Genomic DNA, 20,878 nt, shown 5'->3' with positions numbered 1-20,878 from the left:
TCATTTATATATCATAGAAATTAAGTAGTTAGTTTATTTTAAGTAAATAATCTAACGAAAAGCTTTACTAAATACATCATTATAAAAAATATATTATGAACGTTCTAAAATTTGGAGGTTCCTCGGTTGCAAATGCAACTACTATAGAAAAAGTTATAGAAATCATCGAAAAACAATCTGTAAACAAACCTCTTTATGTGGTTGTTTCTGCCCTTGGTGGAATTACAGATCTACTAATAAAGGCTGGCAAAGAAGCTTCTTCTAACAACGAAAAATATAAAAATACACTAACAACTATAGAAAGTAGGCATCTCGAAGCTATCAAGGAATTAATCCCGGTGGTTTCGCAAAGCTCTATCATCAGTAAAGTCAAATCAGAGTTAAATAAACTAGAATCTTTGTGTGAAGGAGTATATCTTTTAAGTGAGTTATCTCCTAAAACTGAATCTGTAATTGCTAGTTTTGGAGAAATGCTATCCTCTTTTATAATTTCTGAAGCTGCTAAAGTAAAAGGATTAGACATCGTTTTAAAAGATTCTAGAGATTATATAATAACAACTGAAGCTTCGAAAGTTACTATTGATTATGAGGAAACCAATTTTAGAATAAAACGATATGCCGAGGATAACAAACATCAGATCAGTCTATTTCCAGGTTTTGTAGCAAGGACATCGGTTGGAGAACCTACAACTTTAGGAAGAGGCGGATCAGATTTTACAGCAGCAATTTTAGCATCAGGTATACACGCAGAAAAATTACAAATTTGGACAGATGTAAGTGGAATGTATACTGCCAATCCTAAATTAGTAAAACAAGCAAAACCTGTATCACATATTTCTTATCAGGAAGCCATGGAATTGTCCCATTTTGGAGCTAAAGTTATTTATCCTCCAACCATTCATCCGGTTTTAGATAAAAATATTCCAATTGTTATCAAAAATACTTTTAAACCTGAAGATAAAGGTACCTTGATAACTAGAGAAGTTACTAATAGACCAAAACCAGTTACCGGTATTAGTCATATCGATAACATCTCTATAATATCACTAGAAGGAAGTGGAATGGTTGGTATTCCAGGATTTTCAAAACGTTTGTTTGAAGCTCTATTTCTAGAAAACATCAATGTAATCTTAATTACTCAAGCTTCTTCTGAACATTCCATCTGCTTAGCTGTAGAGGCTATTGATGCAGAAAAAGCTAAAACAGTTTTAGATTCTGCTTTCGAGTTTGAAATTACAAAGCATAAAGTAGATCCTGTTAAAATTGAAAACGATGCTGCTATTGTTGCTTTAGTTGGTGATAATATGTATCACCATCAAGGTTTAAGTGGTAAGATGTTTAGCACTTTAGGTAAAAACAATGTAAATATTAGAGCAATAGCTCAAGGAGCTTCAGAAAAAAATATTTCTGTTGTAATTGGGAAAAAAGATATCAAAAAAGCCCTAAATATATTACACGAACGTTTTTTCGAAGTAAAAACAAAACAACTAAACTTATTTATTACAGGTGTAGGTAATGTCGGTAGTAAATTATTATCACAATTAGAACAACAAAAAAGTTACTTAAAAGATAAATTACGTTTAAAGATACGAGTGGTTGGAATTTCTAATTCAAGAACAATGGTTTTTGATGAACAAGGAATTAAACTAAATTCTTGGGAAGAAAAATTAGCTAGTGGAGAAAAAGCGAATTCAGAAAAATTCTTTGAAACTGCTAAAGCAATAAATATCCGTAATTCGATTTTTGTAGATAATACTGCAAATCCAGATATTGCCAAAGTATACAAGCACTATTTATCAGAAAGTATGGCAGTTGTAACCTGTAATAAAATTGCTTGTGCTGATGAATATGTTAACTATTCTGAATTAAAAGAGCTTTCGCGAAAATTTAGTGCTTCTTTTCTTTATGAAACTAATGTAGGGGCTGGTTTGCCTATCATTGATACATTAAACAATCTAATTGCATCGGGTGATAATGTACATAAGATACAAGCAGTATTATCGGGTAGTTTAAATTTTGTATTTAACAATTATAATGAAGACACTAATTTTTATGATGTTGTAAAACAAGCACAAGAAGAAGGATACACTGAGCCAGATCCAAAAATTGATTTAAGTGGTGTAGATGTTGCTCGAAAAATTTTAATTCTAGCCAGAGAAAGTGGTCAAATAATGGAGCTAGATGATATCGAAAAGGATGCTTTTTTACCACAACAGAGTCTCGACACTTCAACTGTTGATGATTTTTTCGAATCATTAAAAAAGAACGAAGCTCATTTTTCTCAAATTCTTGAGGAAGCTAACAAAAAAGAATGTAGATTAAAATATGTCGCTCAATATGAGAATGGTAAAGCAAAGGTAGGTTTACAACATATACCTTCGGATCATCCATTCTACAATTTAGAAGGAAGTGATAATATTGTTCTTTTTTATACAGATCGCTATCCAAAACAACCTCTTATTGTAAAAGGAGCTGGTGCTGGTGCAGAAGTAACGGCTTCTGGTATATTTGCTGACATTATAAGAATTGGTAAAAAGTAAATCTCAATATTAACATGAAAAGTATAAAGATATTTGCTCCAGCTACCGTTGCTAATCTATCTTGTGGATTTGATGTCTTAGGCTGCTGTTTGGACACTGTAGGAGATGAAATGGTCATATCACTTAGTTCGAAACCAGGTGTAAGAATTACTAAAATTGAAGGAGCTGATCTCCCTTTAGACACTAAAAAAAATGTAGCTGGTGTTGCTGTAGAAGCTTTATTAGCTAATTATAAAAATGAAATAGGAGTAGATATTGAAATTTACAAAAAAATCAAAGCAGGAAGTGGTATTGGCAGCAGTGCTGCTAGTAGCGCAGGAGCCGTTTGGGCCGTAAATCATTTATTGGATCATCCCTTTTCTCCTCATAAATTAGTCGAATTTGCGATGGAAGGAGAAAAACTAGCTAGTGGAAATGCACATGCAGATAATGTTGCTCCTGCCCTATTAGGCGGATTTACTTTAGTGCGAAGTTATGCCCCTTTAGATGTGATAAAATTACACACTCCTGATGATTTGGTAATGACTGTTATTCATCCTCAAATTGAAGTAAAAACTTCGGATGCGCGATCCGTTATAAAACAAAATGTAACATTAAAGCAAGCAATACATCAATGGGGTAACGTTGGAGGTTTTATATCTGGGCTTTTTACTGAGGATTATGATTTAATAGGTCGTAGTTTAGAAGATGTGATCATAGAACCTATGCGATCGATTCTAATTCCGGAATTTGAAAACGTTAAAAAAGCCGCCATTGCAGAAGGTGCTTTAGGATGTGGGATTTCGGGTTCTGGACCTTCCATATTTGCTTTAAGCAAAAGTATGATTACTGCGGAAAACGTGGGAAACGCAATACATAAAGTGTATACAAAAACAGGACTTGACTTTGATATTCATATTTCTAAAATCAATAGTCAAGGAGTTAAAATAATAAATTGATATGCAAGAAATTAAAAAAATAGCAACAGGTTCTCCTTGGGAAGACATTGTAGGATATTCTAGAGCCATTAAAATTGGTAATATCATTGAAGTATCAGGAACAACTGCTCCAGGAAAAAACGAATATGAGCAAACCAAAGCTATTATTGAGTCCGTAAAGAATGTACTAAAAGAATTCAATGCTGATTTAGATCAAATAGTTAGAACTAGAATATACTGTACAGACATTAGCAAATGGGAAGAAATTGGTAAAGCTCATGGTGAATACTTTGGCAAAATAAAACCTGTAACATCAATGGTAGAAGTTTCTAAACTAATTGATCCCAATATTTTAGTAGAGATTGAATTTTCTGCTATAGTTTCATAATACTAAAACTAGATTAAAAATGCAATATTATAGTTTACATAATAACGCTCCTAAAGTACCTTTTTCTGAAGCTGTTATAAAAGGATTAGCGCCAGACAAAGGTTTATATTTTCCTGAAAGTATAACTCCTTTACCTTCATCTTTTTTTGATAATATTGAACATTTAGACACCATAGAAATTGGTTTTCAAACTATTAAACAATTCGTTGGTGATGAGATTCCTGATTCAGAATTAAAGGATATTCTTAGGGATGTGTTAAGTTTTGATTTTCCTGTAATTGATATCAAAGAAAATATCGGTACGTTAGAGCTTTTTCACGGACCTACAATGGCTTTTAAAGATGTAGGTGCAAGATTTATGGCACGTTGTTTAGAATATTTTAATAGAACTAATGATAATAAAGTTACTGTATTAGTCGCTACATCTGGTGATACTGGAGGTGCGGTAGCACAAGGTTTTCTTGGGGTTAAAGGTGTCGATGTGGTGATTTTATATCCTTCTGGTAAAGTTAGTGATATACAAGAGAGACAATTAACAACTCTTGGACAAAATATAACAGCGTTAGAAGTAGATGGAGTATTTGATGATTGTCAGGATATGGTAAAAAAAGCATTTCTGGACAAAAGTATTACGGATCATAGGCAATTGACCTCTGCTAATTCTATCAACATCGCCAGATGGTTACCACAATTATTTTATTTCGTTTTTGCTTATAAACAATTGAAAAGTAAAGGAAAAGATATTGTATTTTCTGTTCCAAGTGGTAATTTTGGAAATATTTGCGCCGGAATTGTAGCACATAAACTTGGCCTTCCTGTCGAACACTTCGTTGCTGCTACCAATGTAAATGATACGGTTGTTAGATATATGAATACGGAAAATTATGATCCAAAACCTTCTAAAGCAACTATATCTAATGCCATGGATGTAGGTAATCCAAGTAATTTTATTAGAATTCAACAGTTATTCAACAATAACTTCGAATCTTTAAAAAGTAGTTTTTCTGCTTATAGTTTTAATGACCAAAGCACAAAACAAGCTATGAAAGAAGTTTATCAAGAGACAAAGTATATAGCAGATCCTCACGGAGCAGTCGGTTATCTTGGGTTAAAAGAATATAATTTAAAGGAAAATGAATACGGAGTATTTTTAGAAACTGCTCATCCAGTTAAGTTTTTGGATATTGTCGAAGAAACTTTAGATACTAAAATATCAATCCCTCCGCAGATTCAAAAAGTAATGGATAAGAAAAAAGTAAGTATCAAAACCAATGATTATAACAAACTAAAAGAGTTTCTTCTTAGTTAAGAAGAAACTCTTTTAGAATATTTTATTTATCCTAAAATTTATTTAGAAAGTGATTTCATTACTTTAGAGACTATATAAGAAGTAGATGCTAGGTACCTAAAATTAACTGTTGTATACTTATCTTCGGACTGGTGCACATACGGGGAATTATCTCCATTCATTAACTCTGCAGTTATTGTTATCGTATCATACCCTAAAGTAGAAAATACTCTAGTCTCTGGAGTTGATACTCTCCTTTTAAAAACTGGTACACCAGATTCTAATCGATATGCTGATTCTAAACTTATATTGGATGCTAATAACTCTATAGCTCTATCTTCGTCATTATCCCATCCTACATAATCTACACGATGCATAGAATTTACATTGTATTTATCATCCTGTAGTTTTTTTACAAACATTCTACAGCCAATCATATTCGTTTCTTGTTGATCAAAAAATACAATCATAAAATTAATATTACGATTAGCTAACTTGGTTAGCTTTTCCGACACATATAAAGTTAAGGCAACTCCAGTAGCGTTATGAACTGCTCCAGGACTCCCTTCTGCTGTATCATAATGAGCTCCTAAGACAATATATTCATCGCTACCATTGGTAGCAGGAATCTCGGCATATATGTTAGATCCATTGTACTGATTCCCTTTTTTATCTTGAACGTTATAATTATTACGTTTTGCTTTAATCCCTAAATCTTTCAGGTAATTAAATAAATAATCAGCTGTGATTCTTCTTTCCGAATTACTTGCTCTACTAGACAATTTCTTTTTTCCTTTTATAGGAATATGTCCAGTTAGTTTACCAACAATATCCTTTTGGATATTAATAATCTCTGCTTCTTCTTGATCAGTCAATGATTGAGCTACTGAAATCTGAATGCAAAAAATCAATAATAGTAATGTTCTAAACTTATATAATTTCATTTTAAAATTTTTGTATTCTTATTTTTCCTTTCCTTCTAACAAATTTATAAAAAACAATATATAATTTTACAATTAGTATATATATTGTCTTAAAATAAACATTTCCTTATGATAAATCCAAAAACCATACCATTTTTTATCATTATTACTTTGTTATTCATTGGTGGTTGTAAAAAAGAAGAATCATCTATTAACTATCTATCTGCTCCTGATAATTGGAGAAAAGAAACTATAGAGTTTCCATTATCGTTTGCACCATCAATTAATTATAAAGGTACGGAATATGTTCGATTTGCTCCTGGTTGGGGTAAAGAAGGTGCTGAGGATTATTTTTCTTATGCCTTTCTTTGGTATCTAGATGAAAAACCAACATTATCCAATATAGTTTTAGAGTCACAACTAGAAGATTATTTTATCGGATTAATGCAAGGAATGGTTAAATCAGAACCTGATGCCACCAAGAAAGTTAAAGAAACTAAGGCTTTCTTCGAAAAAATTGATAATACATCTTATGCTGGTAAAGTAATGACCTATGACGCTTTTACAACTAAAAAAGAGGTCGCTCTAAATATTATTGCTACCTATATTGAATGTAATTCTATTGATAAACACTTAGTAATCTTTAGAATATCTCCTAAAGAAATTGATCACTCAATATGGAACAGGTTAAATGAAATACAAGTTTCTATAGATTGCAAAAAATAATAAAGTAAACCTTGCTTATATTTTATTAAATAATTGCCTATCTTAATAAGGCCTAATCTACTAGTACTAAAACCAAAATACTATGCGAAAAATATCATTTGTATTAGTTATCCTCTTTATTATCGGATGTACTTCTAACAAAAAGGAAGAAAAATCTAATATTAAACCAGAAAGCACCACTGCTATAGATACTGCTATGGTCGATCACACCTCTGAGCAAATTATATCTAATGAAGAAAAAATAGAAGTAAAAGATTCTGTTATTGTAACTAATAAAGTAAAAGAATCAGAAACTGATATAAAGGTATCTAAGGGTAGAGAAATTGCAAAAGAAGCCAAGGCCGGAGATAAAAAAGAAAAAAAAGAGATTACGAAAGGTAATATTGAAAGGATTAGACCACATCATACCATTTGGAATAGTTTAACCAAAAAACATGTCTCCTCTTCTGGAAAAGTAAATTATAATGGTTTTAAATCAAATATTAAATCCATTGAAATCTACTTGTCACATTTAGAAGTAACTCCTCCAAAAAAGGATTGGACCAAAAATGAAAAATTAGCATATTGGTTTAATTTGTATAATGCTGCTACAATTCATCTGATAGCCAGTAATTATCCCGTAAAAAGTATTAAGGATATAAATAATGGTAAACCTTGGGATAAGAAATTCATAAAATCTGGAAATAAAACATACTCTCTAAATCAAATAGAAAACTCTATTGTACGCCCTAATTTTAATGAACCTAGATTACATGTAGCATTTAACTGTGCTGCTATTTCTTGTCCTAAGTTGATGAAAGGGGCATTTCTTCCTTCTAAATTAAATTCGCAATTAAATATGCTTTCTAAAAGCTGGATTACCGATTCTTCAAAAAATAAAATTTCAGAAAACTCCATTGAAATTAGTAAAATATTTGAATGGTACAAAGTGGATTTCAAAAAAGGTATAATCCCGTTTATTAATAACTTTTCTACAACAAAGATAACTCCTAATGCAGAAATAAAATACTTAGATTATAACTGGGATCTTAATGATTAAATTAACACGACTCTATGAATTCATAACTATCTTTTTGAAATCCAGTCCTCTATCGCAGGAGGTGGTGGCGATGGAGGAATTAGATTATATGTTTCTGCCCATAAATTTCTTCGACAAGCTTGTTCTTTATAGGATCTCATAAATGAATACCACCATTTCTTAAAACCTATATGATCTTTAAGAATTCTACTATTTTCTACAGAAATCTTTTTAGAATCTTCATCATATTTAAATGCTAATTGTATAACAAAAAGATAATCATTCAATCCCCAATCTGTACCATTATCGATCCATTTACTTGCATAAATAGTATAAATATATTCATCCCCATATGGGTTATAAAAAATATTAGGATGGCTTAGCATATACTTTTCATGCTTCATAACTTCTTCATCCATAATTTCCACTAAATAGTCTACATTAGGAGTATTAGTAAAAGTCTTATTTATTTTTTTTGCTTTAGAAGACATAATCAGTTTAGAAATAGTTTTTCCTTTTTCCAAACAAGCAAATAGAGCTCTTCGTTCCCCTTCATCACTTCTAGCACAGGATACAACAACAATTAATATTACAACAAGTTTACATATGTTATTCATTATACGTACAATTCTTATAATTACACCAAAATTATTTTCAGTATAATTCATCCCAATAAAAAAACTATTTGTTTTTAAAATCCTCTAGTTCTTTCTCCGTAAATGCTCGAAAAGCAAATTTATAGCCTTCAAAACCAGCAATACCATAAAATAGAATATCCATCATACTGAAAGTTTCTTTCATCATTGGTACCAATAGTGAATAGTCAAAAGACATAAGAGTTTCTAAATATCCAAGATTTTCAAAATTAGCAATAGCACCAATAACACTAAAAAAATTACCAGCAAAACAACTCAAAACAGCAACAATAGCTCCAGTAATTCCAAAAATCTGATCAATTCCTTTCCCTGTATATCTCATTGATAAACCTACACAGGCACCGATAGCTAGTGCCATATAACCTATTTGATATCCAGTTGCCAATGTTATTATACCCCATAATAAAGCACCTATAATTCCAACAATAATACCAGAAATGATTGCAAACGGGTAGTTTTGTTCTGATTTCAATTTTTCTAAAATGTCATCGGTTATAATACTTTTCACCACATTATTATGTAATTCTTCTGTATCGTCAAATCGTTCCTGATATGTTGGATCTAAATTAAATTCCCCGCAATCATTTATGAAGTTTGCCTTTTCTTTAGTAAGTGAACATACTAAACCTTGTTTAAGATCCATTTCTCTGTTAGCACATTTTTTACAAAATGCCAAATGTTCTTCTCTTGTCATAATGGTTAATTAGTTATTGTTAGAACTAAAGACATAACTCTTTTATCTAAAGAAATATGACTCATAGTTTATGTATGTATCATAGAAGAGTGATTTGTTACCCTTGTAAGTCAATATTTGTTCATCAAATTACATATTATTCGAGTTAAGAGAACAACCATATTGAATAATTAAATAGGGTGTTTATCCTACCTAATTACTGAAGTTGCTGGATAAATTCTATAAGAAATAAGAATCTATTGGAAAGTGTATTAAAAATTAAGATTATTAGTAGTTAGGTCTAAAAAGGCATATAATTATATCTTCTCTCCAGCAGTTTTTACTTTTTACCTGCTATATTTCCTGAACGATCATAACTAGTATATCTATATTAATCATAAAACGTAAGTTAATTGAAAACCACTGAAATCAAGTGATCTAACATCTTATTTCCTTGAACTAATTGCATGCCAAAGTGAATTAATTCTGTGGTAGCATGTCTACCTATACAAAAATCTTATTCTTAAAATTTGTACCTGTAACTGCAGATGCCGTAACAACTCCTGCAAATAAAGCACCACCAACACCAGCTGTAACAATATCCTGCCCTGTTAGATATAATCCTTTGATAGGTGTTCTGGGTTGTAAAAACTTCTGACGAAAACGATCAGGTGTATGATCAATTCCATAGATTTCTCCATTTTTATAATTCACAAAATGTTGTGTACTTAAAGGTGTAGAAAGTTCGTAATGATCTACCTGTCCTTCTAAATGTGGAAGTTGTTTAAAAAGTTCCTTCATTAAACGCTGAGATATCTGTTCTTTCCAAGTTTCATAATCCTCTCCTCGTTTCATCCATCTAGTATCTTTCCATTGCGAAACAGTTTCATATGGTACCAAAGTTATAATATCAATCGTGCTACGTCCAGGATATCTATTGGACCAATCGGGATCTTTAGCAGAAGGAAATGAAACATAAACTACTGGAAAAGGAGCTATTTCATCTTTTAGGTAACGATCTACGCACGTATCGTGATCTCCATCATTTGGATATATCCAAAAATTAGTCTTTGGTAATTCTAATTCTTTGGGAGAACTCTTAAAACCCATATATAAACAAGCGTGAGATACCGAAGGTGTAACTTTCTGTAATTGTTCTAATAGTCCTAACTTGGTACTAATAGAGGTAGGAATTAATTTTTCGAAAGTATTAAAAACTCCAGTACCGCTAATAATTGTATCCGCATAAAACTCCTTACCATCTATCATTCTTACTCCTTTTGCCCTATTATTCTCAATAATCACTTCATCTACCTCAGCATTAATCAGAATAGTTCCTAAAGAAGATTCTATTACAGGATCTATTGTTTCCACTATTTTAGAGGAACCTCCAACCGGAAAATTACCTCCTCCAAAATAATGTCTAGCAACAGAAGCATGCATTGCAAAGCTACTTTGTTTTGGAGGCAATCCATAATCACCATATTGAGCAGACAGTACTTTAATTAATTCTTCATTTTTAGTAAGCTTACTTAATACTTGATATGTGGTTTGATCTGCATATTTCAAGTATGGTCTTTTTAGGAAACCTCCAATCAAAAAGCGTAAAAAGCCAGGCAGTGCTTTTTCTTTGTAAAAAGCTCCCATTGCCTTATTTGATTTAAAAACTAAATCAATATAAGTATCAATTGCATTTTCTTCATCTGGGAAATAACTTAGTATTTTATTTCTAAAATTCTCAACACCTTTTACAAAATCATACGATCTATCGCCAATAATAATACGATCATATACTTCTCCCATATCGGCCCATGCTAATTTACCGTTAGAAACATAATCAAACAACTTTCTAATAGGGCTATTCTCTTGCTGTACTCCTCCAATATAATGAATACCTACATCCCACTCATATCCTTTGCGTTTAAATATATGTGTAAAACCACCAGCCGTATAATGACGTTCTAAAATAAGAACCTTTTTACCTTCTTTAGCCAAAATAGCTCCTACTGTTAAACTTCCCATACCAGATCCTATAATAATAGCATCATACTTATCTTCTAATTTAGGACGTTGTTTATAGGACTGAATCATATATTGGTTTTTGGTTGAATATCAAATCTAAGAAGAATCTTAATACGATACTTGATAAACTTCAAAATGATTATTTCTTAAAAACACAACATACTAATAATCAATATGTAAAACAAGAATATCACTGTTTCCTGCTGTTATTATTCTTTATGTTATTTGCACCTTAACTAAACATTAAAAAAAGTTAAAAATTCCCCTAAAAACACATCATATTATTTACGATTTCTTAAAAAGTAATAATCATATTTTTTAGGTACTGTTGTTTACTTTTATTTCAACTTTTAACCTTAAATATATTACAATGAAATCACTTTTTAAATCATTATTGGGCGTATTATTTCTAACATTAACAATCGTTTCCTGTAGCGACGATACAGATCTTAATGAATCAGCGGAATCTGTAGACAGAACAGCTATCTTTGATCTTGTTGGTACAGAAGAACAACGTATTGCTACACCTGAAGAATTAAGTAAAATCCCTACAACTATCGAAAAAGCTAATTGCACATTAAGTGGCGATGAAGGGTGTTCGGATAATGCTTCTTCAGAATTCGAAAGATATGTACGTGAGTGCACTACGTATACCAGAAACTGGCCTCCATCTAATGTAGTAAATACGTACTTTAGAAGTATGGTATATTACGTTGATGGTGACAGCGATATTAACCTTGATCATTATCAAGACGATTTACAAGCTCAAGTGTCACAAATTGTTGGTTCTGGAGGAGCTGCTTTTGTAGATGCTGATATCATCTATTTTGAGTGTAATGACAGACAAAACAATTCTTGTGTTATACAGTATTCTGTATATAGATAAAACAATTGATTATACAATTAAACCAGGTTCTTATGGGATCTGGTTTATTATTTGTACTAACGATCAATCGATTCTAATTACCTAATTAAAATACCAAACCACGGCTTTTAAGAATCAATTTTAGTTTTCCCTAAAAATAAACCAACATATAGCTAAATACATCTTATAAGTATATGTACTTTTGCACCCATCTCACTAAACCAGATAATGGTGGATCATAAATGATTACAAACTCAACTCTAAATTAAAAATGGCTATTCTTATTTTTATGCTTGTATTATGGTATACAGGTTTATTTTTTCAAAGTTTCTTTTTACATAGATACGCAGCACACCAAACATTTACCATGTCTAATTTTACAGAAAAAATGTGTTTTTTTCTAACTTGGGTATGTCAGGGATCTAATTATCTAAGTGCATATGGTTATGGTGTCATGCATCGTATGCATCACGCATTTGTGGATACCGAAAAAGATCCGCATTCTCCAAAGTATGATAGTAATATGTTCAGCATGATGTGGCGAACTAAAAATATATATCAAGATATCAATAATGAGCGAATTTCTTTAGATACAAAATTCACCAAAAACACTCCTCAATGGAAATCATTTGATACGTTTGCTAGCTCTAATTTTTCTAGAATCGCATGGGGATTAGGATACACTGTATTCTTTTATTTTTTTGCTACCGCTTGGTGGCATTGGTTATTTCTTCCAATAGCATTCTTTATGGCACCTATACACGGAGTTATTATTAATTGGTTTGGTCATATTGTTGGATATACTAATTTTAAAGTGGATAATACCTCTAAAAACTTACTCCCTATTGATTTCTTAATGATGGGAGAGGGTTATCATAATAACCATCATAAATATAGTGGTAGAGCTAACTTTGGTGGTGTACGATGGCATGAAATAGATCCTACTTATTATATAATGCTGTTATTAAACACGTTAGGCATTATTAAATTAAAGAAGAGTGCAGTAACGACGAAACAATAATTGACAATAAAGTTAGTAGCTTTAAAACACACTCAAATAAAACAAAAATATCGAGCTTGTAACGCTCGATATTTTTGTTTTATTAGTACTAAGTGTCTTCATATAAAAACTACAGACTACTAAATTCTATAAAATCATACTCTGGTGAATACTCGAATAAATGCCTTAATACAGAGGCATGTCCGTTTCCTACGATGAGTAATATTCTATCTTCTTTAGTTTGCTCTATCTGTTGTATTTTTCTAAATATTCTTAAGTTCCTATTATACCACCATATGGATAAAAAATCGGCTCCTCGATTGTTATCAAGTTTAAAATCGCCCACAAGATAAGAGCCATAATTATGTCTATGTCCTTCTACTGTATTCATATATTTGAAAAAATCAAGGATTTTTACTTTAGAAGGAAATTTAGTGGACTCATTGAAGGATTTCTGCGTCATTTTCGTAAAAGGATCATCAGATTGAAAATCATACCCTTCCGTCAATTCTTTCATCATTTTAGGGTATTTCTTTTCTAATTCTGAGCTAAACGTAGTAGCATCCACAGAATAAATCTTGGCTAACTTAAAATCATTTGCAATTCGCATTCCTAGTTGGTAACTCTCGTTTCTTACATCTCTATGTTTCCCTGCTTTATACTCTTCGTATTTTTTATCCATCCCCCAATCTGGTTTTGCCTCTATGGCAACTTTTGTAGGTTTAAACCTTTTGATATAAGCCACTAACTCTTCTACCTCTGACTTTTTAGGTTCTTTTAGCACATCGATTTTATCATCATCATTGGTTTTGGTATAATCCAGACCTGGGTATGAAAAATGGAATGTACCTACAACTAGCACTTTCGTTTTCTGTTTTGGATAATAACTTTCATATGGTTTAAGAATTCCTTCATTCTCCTTAGAGATTTCCTGAGCTGCCATTTTAGTAGTAAATAAAGTGATGCTAATGCTGATAAGTAATAATAGACTGTATTTCATTATATATGATTTATTAAATTCAATACAATGTTACGGCCTTAACGCTGGTGCAATAGGAATTTTACACGAACACCTTTTATTATTTTATAAACCTTACATATTATAAAACATAGGTTTTTGTATAACAAAAACTATAGTTCATCCTATAAAAAGAATTGTTCATACTAATTGAATAAAAGGAATCGTATTTAAAACTACTTTTGGAGTATGAATACTAAAAAAGAGTTTCTATACAACCTATTAATTGTATTGGCAATAATTATCCTAGATGTACTTGGAGATTATATCATTTTTGATAAAGATGTTTTTTCTTCGAGCTTTACTTTATTTTTATTTAAAACCACATTTACTATATCACTATTAACAGTGTATATTATAAATTATATATATAGTGTTCCTAAATTTCTATTTAAGAAAAAATACCTTCAATACTTCTTAGCATTCATAGGGATGATTTTATTATTTGCAGGCCTGCGTTTCTTTTTAGAAGAAATCATCTTATATAATATCACAGGCAGACATAATTACTTTTTTAATGTTCCTATGTCAGAACTTATTAGCAACTACGCTTGGGATTCTTTTTATTATACCTTAAGAGTCTGTTTGGTTAGTGCTGTTGTGTGTTTATTTTTTAGATACAATGAAAACAAAGAAGAAATACATCAATTACAAATCGAGCAAGAAAAAGCAAAACTCTCTGTACTTAAATCACAGATAAGTCCTCATTTTTTATTTAATACCTTAAATAACTTTTATGAAGAACTATATGAAGACAAACCTAAAACGGCCAGTGATATTTTAAAACTATCTAAATTATTGAGATATGTTACCTATGAAACAAACGAAGATTTCACTTCTATAAATAAAGAAATAACCTTTATTGAAGATTATTTATATTTCTTTAAACGCAGGTATGAGGATAATTTCCATGTGCAATTGCATATAGATGGTTTTGTACATAATCAAAAAATTCCATCTCTTATCCTAATACATTTTATAGAAAATGTATGTAAGCATGGAATCATCAATGACAAAAACCGCCCGGCTAATATTACATTAGTGATCAGCGATCATACGTTAGAGTTAAAAACGAAAAACTACATTAATACTTCTGATACATATACGGAACAAGGCATAGGTACTAAAAATATTAAACAAAGATTAGAGGTTATCTATAAGGATAGTTTTATTTTAGAACATCAAAAAACTGAAAACCAGTTTGAGGCATACCTGCAACTTGAACTCTAAACGTATAACAACTTATTAATGAAAGACCAATTTACTTGTGTAATTATTGACGATGAACCAGCAGCGATTAGGTTGTTAGAGAAATATTGTGGTAAGGTATCTTTTTTAGAGGTAAAAGATACGTTTACAAATCCATTAGAGGGATTAAAATATTTAGAAGGTGCATCTGTAGATCTAGTTTTTCTGGATATACAAATGCCAGAAATTACTGGAATTCAATTGTCAAAAATTATCAATAAAAGAACCAAAATTATTTTCTCTACCGCTTATCCTCAATTCGCTTTAGATAGTTATGAAGTTGCCGCTTTAGATTATTTACTTAAGCCTATTGAGTTTGAACGCTTTTATACCGCAGTCTCCAAGATAAAAGCTACAAATAATTCGGATACTATAGTTAATCCAACTAATAATGATGAATTTTTCTTTTTTAAAACCGACGGAAAGAATAAGTATGCCAAGGTATTTTTACAAGATATTATATTTATAGAAAGTTTAAAAAACTACATTGCTATCCATCTAAAAGACCAACAAATCATTACTTATAACACATTAAAACATTTTAAGGAAACACTACCATCATCTAATTTTATACAAATCCATAAATCATACATCATTTCTATCAAGCATATTGATAAAATAAATAATGATACGATTTGGATCCAGAATACAGAACTCCCTATTGGAAATACGTACAGAAAATCATTTTTTGAGACTATTGACAATCATCAACTCTAACGGATAAAATCGTATTAATTTTATCCTTCTGTATAAAGACTGTAGCGCTCTATTTCTTGTATGTTTATCCAGCAACAAGATGTTCTACCAATCTTAATTTTTGACCATCAAATGTAAATACCCAGAGGGAACTATATTCACTTTCCGAGTAATAATCGCTTCCATATTTAAATGGCTTTTTCATTATTTCTGAATGTTCCAGATCACCTCTACTAAGCGTAACTTTGTTACCATCTATAAGTAATTCTGTTTTACTTATTAAAAATCCATTATCTGTCGATACACTGTATATAGCAGTATCTCTATACCAGTTAACATCTTTTAAGTTTATTTTAGAAAAAATAGCATTCAACTCATCTATAGCTCCTTCTTTGTTCGCTCCATCCGATAAACCATCATCCAAAAACATATTAATAGTAATAGTATCTTTTTGTCTGAGTACTCTTTTTAACTCACTTAATTCTGCAAACAGTCTTTGTCGTTTTTTCTTAATTCGGTTTTCTGCTGCCTTAAAAAGAGCTATGTTGGTATTTTCTATATCATTTAAAGTAATTTCGGCAGGATTATTATAATCTGGTTGGTACCACAAATATTCCTGAAAATGTTCTAACAAACGTTCATCTTTAAAAATATATTGATGTCTAGCAAAAATCTCATTTCGTAATAGTTGTAATTGATACAAACTATTTTTGGATATGTCTTTTGATGCATACGCAATTGTAGCACAATCAGAGCAGTCTTCTAGTTGTGCCTTTATAGTCATAGAGCATAAAACTAGAACTAAGAGTATGTAATTTTTCATAAAAAAGTGATTGGTTTTAGTTGGTATTACAAATATACTATTTGTAGTCAAATCACTCTATATCTGAAATTTATGTTTAATCAATGGATGAAAAAACAATTACATTTTAGCCTTTCTTTTAGTTAATTCTGCGATAATAGGTAAAAATTTATTACCCGTTATTTCAGAAATCTCCATATACTGATCAGCAGCCTTCTCATATTCTTCTTTCCCTTCTAAAACCAATGCATACAACATTTTAGCCTGTATATCGGTAGGATCAAAAACAAAACATGCGTCTATATCCTTTTCAGCATTTTCATAATCTCTAAGCCCTAGATAATTTTCGGCTCTACTCCTATACAATGATAATTCTTGATTATCTTCAATTAAATAAGAAAGAGAATCCGTTATTTTTTGATTTGCCTTTGCAAACCTATTGTTCTCACCTTCTTTTTTTATTCCGTCTAAAAAATTAAAATACTCATCACAATCATAAATTAAATCTTTTTGTACAGTTAGTACAAGTTCTTCTCCAAGACGTCTTCCTAAAATCTCCGGATCAGTTCCTGTAGTATCTTGTAATGCTATCGAGATTAATTGTTCTTGATGATTTAATATACTTTTAGCAACACAATTGGCAAAAAAGCTTTGATCAATATTTGTCTTATCCTCTTCTGAAAAGCAATTGCACATACTTTCGGCTACTTCTTTTTTAAAAATGGGATCATCAATACTAAGACTCCTATCGATCTTTTTTTGTTGTGCTAAAATTTCATGATATTCTTCTTCGGTAATACGTTGCACACTAGTCTGTATGACCATATCAGAAAATGGAGATGTACTCTTTTGAAGATATGAGTTTTCTGTAGTTTCTAACATTGCGACATCAATAGAAAATGGTGTATCCACATCAATATCATAGGGATTGTCTACTATTTTATCTAATGTTAACTTATAACCACACGCTGACCATTCTACAGAAAGTTCGAGTTTCATTTTAGAAATAGAATTATACTCTTTTTGTTTATTTCCGAATCTATGGAGTAAAGAAACTCCCGTTATGGAATCTTCAATTTTAAAATAACCTTCTCTAAACTGATCGCATTCTTTTTTTTGTCCTAAAGCGACTATAGAAATCATTAGGAAAATTAATAACACTTTTATATTCATTCTGTGATCTAAATTCTATTGGCTGGTAATATACTATAATTACTTTATAAAAACCTATTCCAGTTTTGTACTAAAAAAGAACATTCGGACCCAGATACCCGAGGTTTAAACCTAGTTTTACTGCATTGGGAAACTCTTTATAGCTATTAGCTTTTTCCGTAATTTCTAACACAATATTCTTTTCTTTATCAAAACATTTTATTGATAAAACATCTTGATCCAACTTCATAAATATCTTTTCATATATGCGCAAATTATAAGAGTTTTCTTTAATCAAAATCTCTCCTGATTTCATCACTCCATTATCAAAGATAGCGGTATGGAGTACCTTATCATTAAGATCATACCTGATGACTTTACCATCTAATTTATAATCCTTTATTGCATATGTATATTCTTTATTTTTTCTATTAGCACTGTACACCACTACATTTTGATTATTTTCAGAAATGTAATTGGTAACTATTACTTGTCTTTCGGTTGTTTTTTCTTTTTTAACAATTGCTCCTTTTTCGTACCATACTTCTTCTCCTCCAAATATTTCTTTACCTTGATACGGGCTACCATTTTTATATATCAGTGTGCTAACTACCTTACCCTTATCGTTATAATAAACGGTTTCTCCTTCTAATCTATCATTTTTGTATTTTTTTACAAACAATTTATTTCCCTTATAATCATAGTTAATGAATGATCCTTCTTTTTTATCATTTATATAATACCCTTCTTCTATTAATTTATTAGAATAATTCAATCGTTTATACGCTCCATTTTTTTTGGCATTTTTAAAGGTCAAATAAGAATTATTAGCATGGTTGTAGGCAACTCCTTCGTATGGTTTTTTATCTTTAAATAACAGCTCTGCAATCACTTCTCCACTTTCTTTATAAAAAACTGCTTTTGTATTTATATCTATATCTTCTATTAATACATATTCATATTCTTTACTAGCATTAGACATGTAGCGTTTCTTATATTTTTTACTTTTTACTAATGTACCATTATCCATCTCCTTATATTCCTCTACCACATCTGTATTACTAAAATACTTATACAAGATTCCTTGCTTTAATTGATGATCATAAGTAGCTATCTCATTGCCTGATGGATCATAGAAGATTTCCTTTGCTTTGCTTCCTTTTTTATAAAGTAATACAGAACGTTTTTTTTGCGTATCGTGATAAAACGTTACTTCTTTTAACGTTTTATAACCGTCATAAAAATATTCTATGATTCCAACCTTACTAGTATCTTTATCAAAGTATCGATAAGTCTTCTCAGAAGTTTTATTCCCGTCCGAATATTTAGATACATAATTAATTCTTCCTTTATAATCAATTCTATATCTAGTACCTTCTTCTTCATTCATATATTCATCAGAGTTAGATGTCAAATGACCCAATTCTAATCCATTTTTATCATAAAAAATAGCTTTACTATTCTGAAAAATACTGAACGGAACATTTGTCTTTGGATAAAAATTAGTCTCTTTTACTAAAACTCCTTGGTCATATATAACAGATCTACCTTTTTCTATTAATGTCCCTTGATATGGTTTATACCCTTTATAAGTAAGCCTACTGGATTGTTTTCCTTGCTCATCGTAATTAATCTCTTCCTTTTTATTTTTATTCTCGAAATAAATCTTCGCCTTTATCTTCTGATTTTTATGAAAACGTTCCATATAGACCACATCACCTACTTCATTGAACTCTTCTATATATTCTATAAGATGCATTTCTTCTGAAACGTAATTCGAATAAAACTGCATACGTTTTCCATTTATAAAACTCCAGCTTTTATTAGGGTTTTCAATTCCTACTGTATTTAATAGATTTCCCTGTTTATCAAAATATTCTATTTTTTGTTTCGGTTCTTCTATAAAACGATTCCTTAGTACACCATTAGGATAATACGTAGTCATTACCCTGCCGTTTTTGTATTTATAATCTCTAACTTCTTTTACTCTAAATGGATTTCTATAATACGTAACAAATATTCCCTCATAACTTCCAGTTGTCTTATCTCTTGTAGAAGTTCCTATATACTTGCCTTCATTGTCATAGAATTTAGTTTCATAGGCATCTACATAGGTTCCTGTATTCTTTTTAAAATATTCGTACCTAACACCATTTATATCGGTATCATAGATAACTTCTTTCATAATACTATCACGCTGTACAATATAGGTTTGTGAAGTTCCATTATTAAAATTTGCTTCTCCAGAAACAAAACGTCCATTCTTGTATTGAGCAATAAGCTTTTTATCTTTGTAATAAGTAATGAAATCACCTTCTAGACGGTTATTTTCATAAGTAAAAGATTGTATTACTTTTCCGTTTATATCGTACCAAGTTACCACACCTTCCCAAAAATCCTTTGCAGCATTAGAGGATGTACCTTCCATTTGCAAAGAGCCATTTATATAATAATCCTGTACTAGATATAATTCTCCTTTCTTAGAAACAGGTGGACGGTAAAAAGCTGCATCATCTTTAATTGATAGCCTCCAATTTTTATCATACCAAATTGTATCATTCTGTCCAAAAGCCTTAAAACCTATAGTACATAAGATTACATAAATAATACTAACCAATACAATATTCTTCTTACCAATACTCATACTCTAATTCCTTATTTTTCTTTCGATTTATTGATGTAAAAGTAAACATCACAGATACAATAACTACCCCTGAAAACAAGGATATTGTAAACCCTGAAAAAAGAAATCACTATATCTTTAATAGCAAAAGCTCCTCTAATTGGGGGAAGAGGAGCTTTTTGGTAGGTTGATTATCATAGTTTAAATTGATAAGCAAAAAAAGTGTAGTTGAGTTTGTGTAGTTACTTTTCTAATAATCCATTAAATCCTATACCTAATATATCTCCTCAGGGTCTGTAAATTTCTTTGGGTTAAAATTCTCA

Annotated in this window: 18 protein-coding genes; 10 read left to right on the top strand and 8 right to left on the bottom strand. The window is 30.6% G+C overall.

Annotated elements, in window-relative coordinates:
• Positions 1-95: 95 nt before the first annotated feature.
• From thrA to thrC, 4 genes are read left to right on the top strand one after another with little or no spacing between them, the layout of a single operon-like run.
• Positions 96-2,540, top strand: coding sequence for a bifunctional aspartate kinase/homoserine dehydrogenase I (gene thrA, locus H526_RS0101220; RefSeq protein ID WP_027391296.1), 2,445 nt, complete (start codon positions 96-98; stop codon positions 2,538-2,540).
• Positions 2,541-2,554: 14 nt separating this feature from the next.
• Positions 2,555-3,478 (top strand): homoserine kinase, encoded by a 924-nt coding sequence (locus H526_RS0101215; protein ID WP_027391295.1) that lies wholly within the window; start codon positions 2,555-2,557, stop codon positions 3,476-3,478.
• Between the two features lies 1 nt (position 3,479).
• Positions 3,480-3,845, top strand: a complete 366-nt coding sequence (locus tag H526_RS0101210) for a RidA family protein (RefSeq protein ID WP_027391294.1) — start codon at positions 3,480-3,482, stop codon at positions 3,843-3,845.
• A 19-nt stretch (positions 3,846-3,864) separates the two neighbouring features.
• Positions 3,865-5,154, top strand: coding sequence for a threonine synthase (gene thrC / locus H526_RS0101205; RefSeq protein WP_027391293.1), 1,290 nt, complete (start codon positions 3,865-3,867; stop codon positions 5,152-5,154).
• A 38-nt stretch (positions 5,155-5,192) separates the two neighbouring features.
• Here the strand turns inward: thrC and H526_RS0101200 are convergent, their stop codons facing one another.
• Complete coding sequence (locus tag H526_RS0101200; protein ID WP_027391292.1) at positions 5,193-6,077, bottom strand: M28 family metallopeptidase; 885 nt, start codon at positions 6,075-6,077, stop codon at positions 5,193-5,195.
• Positions 6,078-6,185: 108 nt separating this feature from the next.
• Between H526_RS0101200 and H526_RS0101195 the strand changes: the two genes are divergently transcribed.
• Both H526_RS0101195 and H526_RS0101190 read left to right on the top strand, forming a co-directional pair.
• Entirely contained in the window at positions 6,186-6,782 is a 597-nt protein-coding gene (locus H526_RS0101195) for a hypothetical protein (protein WP_027391291.1), read from the top strand.
• An 82-nt stretch (positions 6,783-6,864) separates the two neighbouring features.
• Complete coding sequence (locus H526_RS0101190) at positions 6,865-7,821, top strand: DUF547 domain-containing protein (RefSeq protein ID WP_245591171.1); 957 nt, start codon at positions 6,865-6,867, stop codon at positions 7,819-7,821.
• A 26-nt stretch (positions 7,822-7,847) separates the two neighbouring features.
• Here H526_RS0101190 and H526_RS0101185 read toward each other — a convergent pair whose 3' ends face one another.
• The 3 genes from H526_RS0101185 to H526_RS0101175 form a co-directional block, all read right to left on the bottom strand.
• The gene (locus tag H526_RS0101185) at positions 7,848-8,468 is read right to left on the bottom strand and encodes a hypothetical protein (RefSeq protein ID WP_027391289.1); all 621 of its coding nucleotides are present in this window, start codon (positions 8,466-8,468) and stop codon (positions 7,848-7,850) included.
• 13 nt (positions 8,469-8,481) lie between these two features.
• Positions 8,482-9,150 carry a hypothetical protein gene (locus H526_RS0101180; RefSeq protein WP_027391288.1) on the bottom strand — a complete coding sequence of 223 codons (669 nt, stop codon included), beginning with the start codon at positions 9,148-9,150 and terminating at the stop codon, positions 8,482-8,484.
• A 483-nt stretch (positions 9,151-9,633) separates the two neighbouring features.
• Complete coding sequence (locus H526_RS0101175; protein WP_027391287.1) at positions 9,634-11,220, bottom strand: phytoene desaturase family protein; 1,587 nt, start codon at positions 11,218-11,220, stop codon at positions 9,634-9,636.
• 301 nt (positions 11,221-11,521) lie between these two features.
• Between H526_RS0101175 and H526_RS0101170 the strand changes: the two genes are divergently transcribed.
• Positions 11,522-12,037, top strand: a complete 516-nt coding sequence (locus H526_RS0101170; RefSeq protein ID WP_027391286.1) for a hypothetical protein — start codon at positions 11,522-11,524, stop codon at positions 12,035-12,037.
• A gap of 250 nt (positions 12,038-12,287) precedes the next feature.
• On the top strand, positions 12,288-13,037 hold the full coding sequence (locus tag H526_RS0101165; RefSeq protein WP_027391285.1) for an acyl-CoA desaturase: 750 nt from the start codon (positions 12,288-12,290) through the stop codon (positions 13,035-13,037).
• A gap of 109 nt (positions 13,038-13,146) precedes the next feature.
• Here the strand turns inward: H526_RS0101165 and H526_RS0101160 are convergent, their stop codons facing one another.
• Positions 13,147-14,016, bottom strand: a complete 870-nt coding sequence (locus H526_RS0101160) for a DUF5694 domain-containing protein (protein WP_027391284.1) — start codon at positions 14,014-14,016, stop codon at positions 13,147-13,149.
• A 207-nt stretch (positions 14,017-14,223) separates the two neighbouring features.
• Here H526_RS0101160 and H526_RS0101155 point away from each other — a divergent pair, with 207 nt between their 5' ends.
• Both H526_RS0101155 and H526_RS0101150 read left to right on the top strand, forming a co-directional pair.
• Positions 14,224-15,264, top strand: coding sequence for a sensor histidine kinase (locus H526_RS0101155; protein WP_027391283.1), 1,041 nt, complete (start codon positions 14,224-14,226; stop codon positions 15,262-15,264).
• A gap of 18 nt (positions 15,265-15,282) precedes the next feature.
• Positions 15,283-15,999 (top strand): LytR/AlgR family response regulator transcription factor, encoded by a 717-nt coding sequence (locus tag H526_RS0101150; RefSeq protein ID WP_027391282.1) that lies wholly within the window; start codon positions 15,283-15,285, stop codon positions 15,997-15,999.
• Positions 16,000-16,063: 64 nt separating this feature from the next.
• On the opposite strand, the gene H526_RS30525 is transcribed toward H526_RS0101150, so the two are convergent.
• The 3 genes from H526_RS30525 to H526_RS0101135 all read right to left on the bottom strand — a co-directional run bounded on the left by H526_RS30525 (position 16,064) and on the right by H526_RS0101135 (position 20,576).
• Positions 16,064-16,801 (bottom strand): YARHG domain-containing protein, encoded by a 738-nt coding sequence (locus H526_RS30525; RefSeq protein ID WP_081415522.1) that lies wholly within the window; start codon positions 16,799-16,801, stop codon positions 16,064-16,066.
• A gap of 99 nt (positions 16,802-16,900) precedes the next feature.
• On the bottom strand, positions 16,901-17,923 hold the full coding sequence (locus H526_RS0101140; RefSeq protein ID WP_027391280.1) for a tetratricopeptide repeat protein: 1,023 nt from the start codon (positions 17,921-17,923) through the stop codon (positions 16,901-16,903).
• 100 nt (positions 17,924-18,023) lie between these two features.
• Complete coding sequence (locus H526_RS0101135) at positions 18,024-20,576, bottom strand: toxin-antitoxin system YwqK family antitoxin (protein WP_027391279.1); 2,553 nt, start codon at positions 20,574-20,576, stop codon at positions 18,024-18,026.
• Between the last annotated feature and the right edge of the window lie 302 nt (positions 20,577-20,878).

The organism is Aquimarina latercula DSM 2041 (assembly GCF_000430645.1).
In the GTDB taxonomy this organism is placed as follows: Bacteria; Bacteroidota; Bacteroidia; order Flavobacteriales; family Flavobacteriaceae; genus Aquimarina; species Aquimarina latercula.
This window is presented reverse-complemented; position numbering and strand designations above follow the sequence as displayed.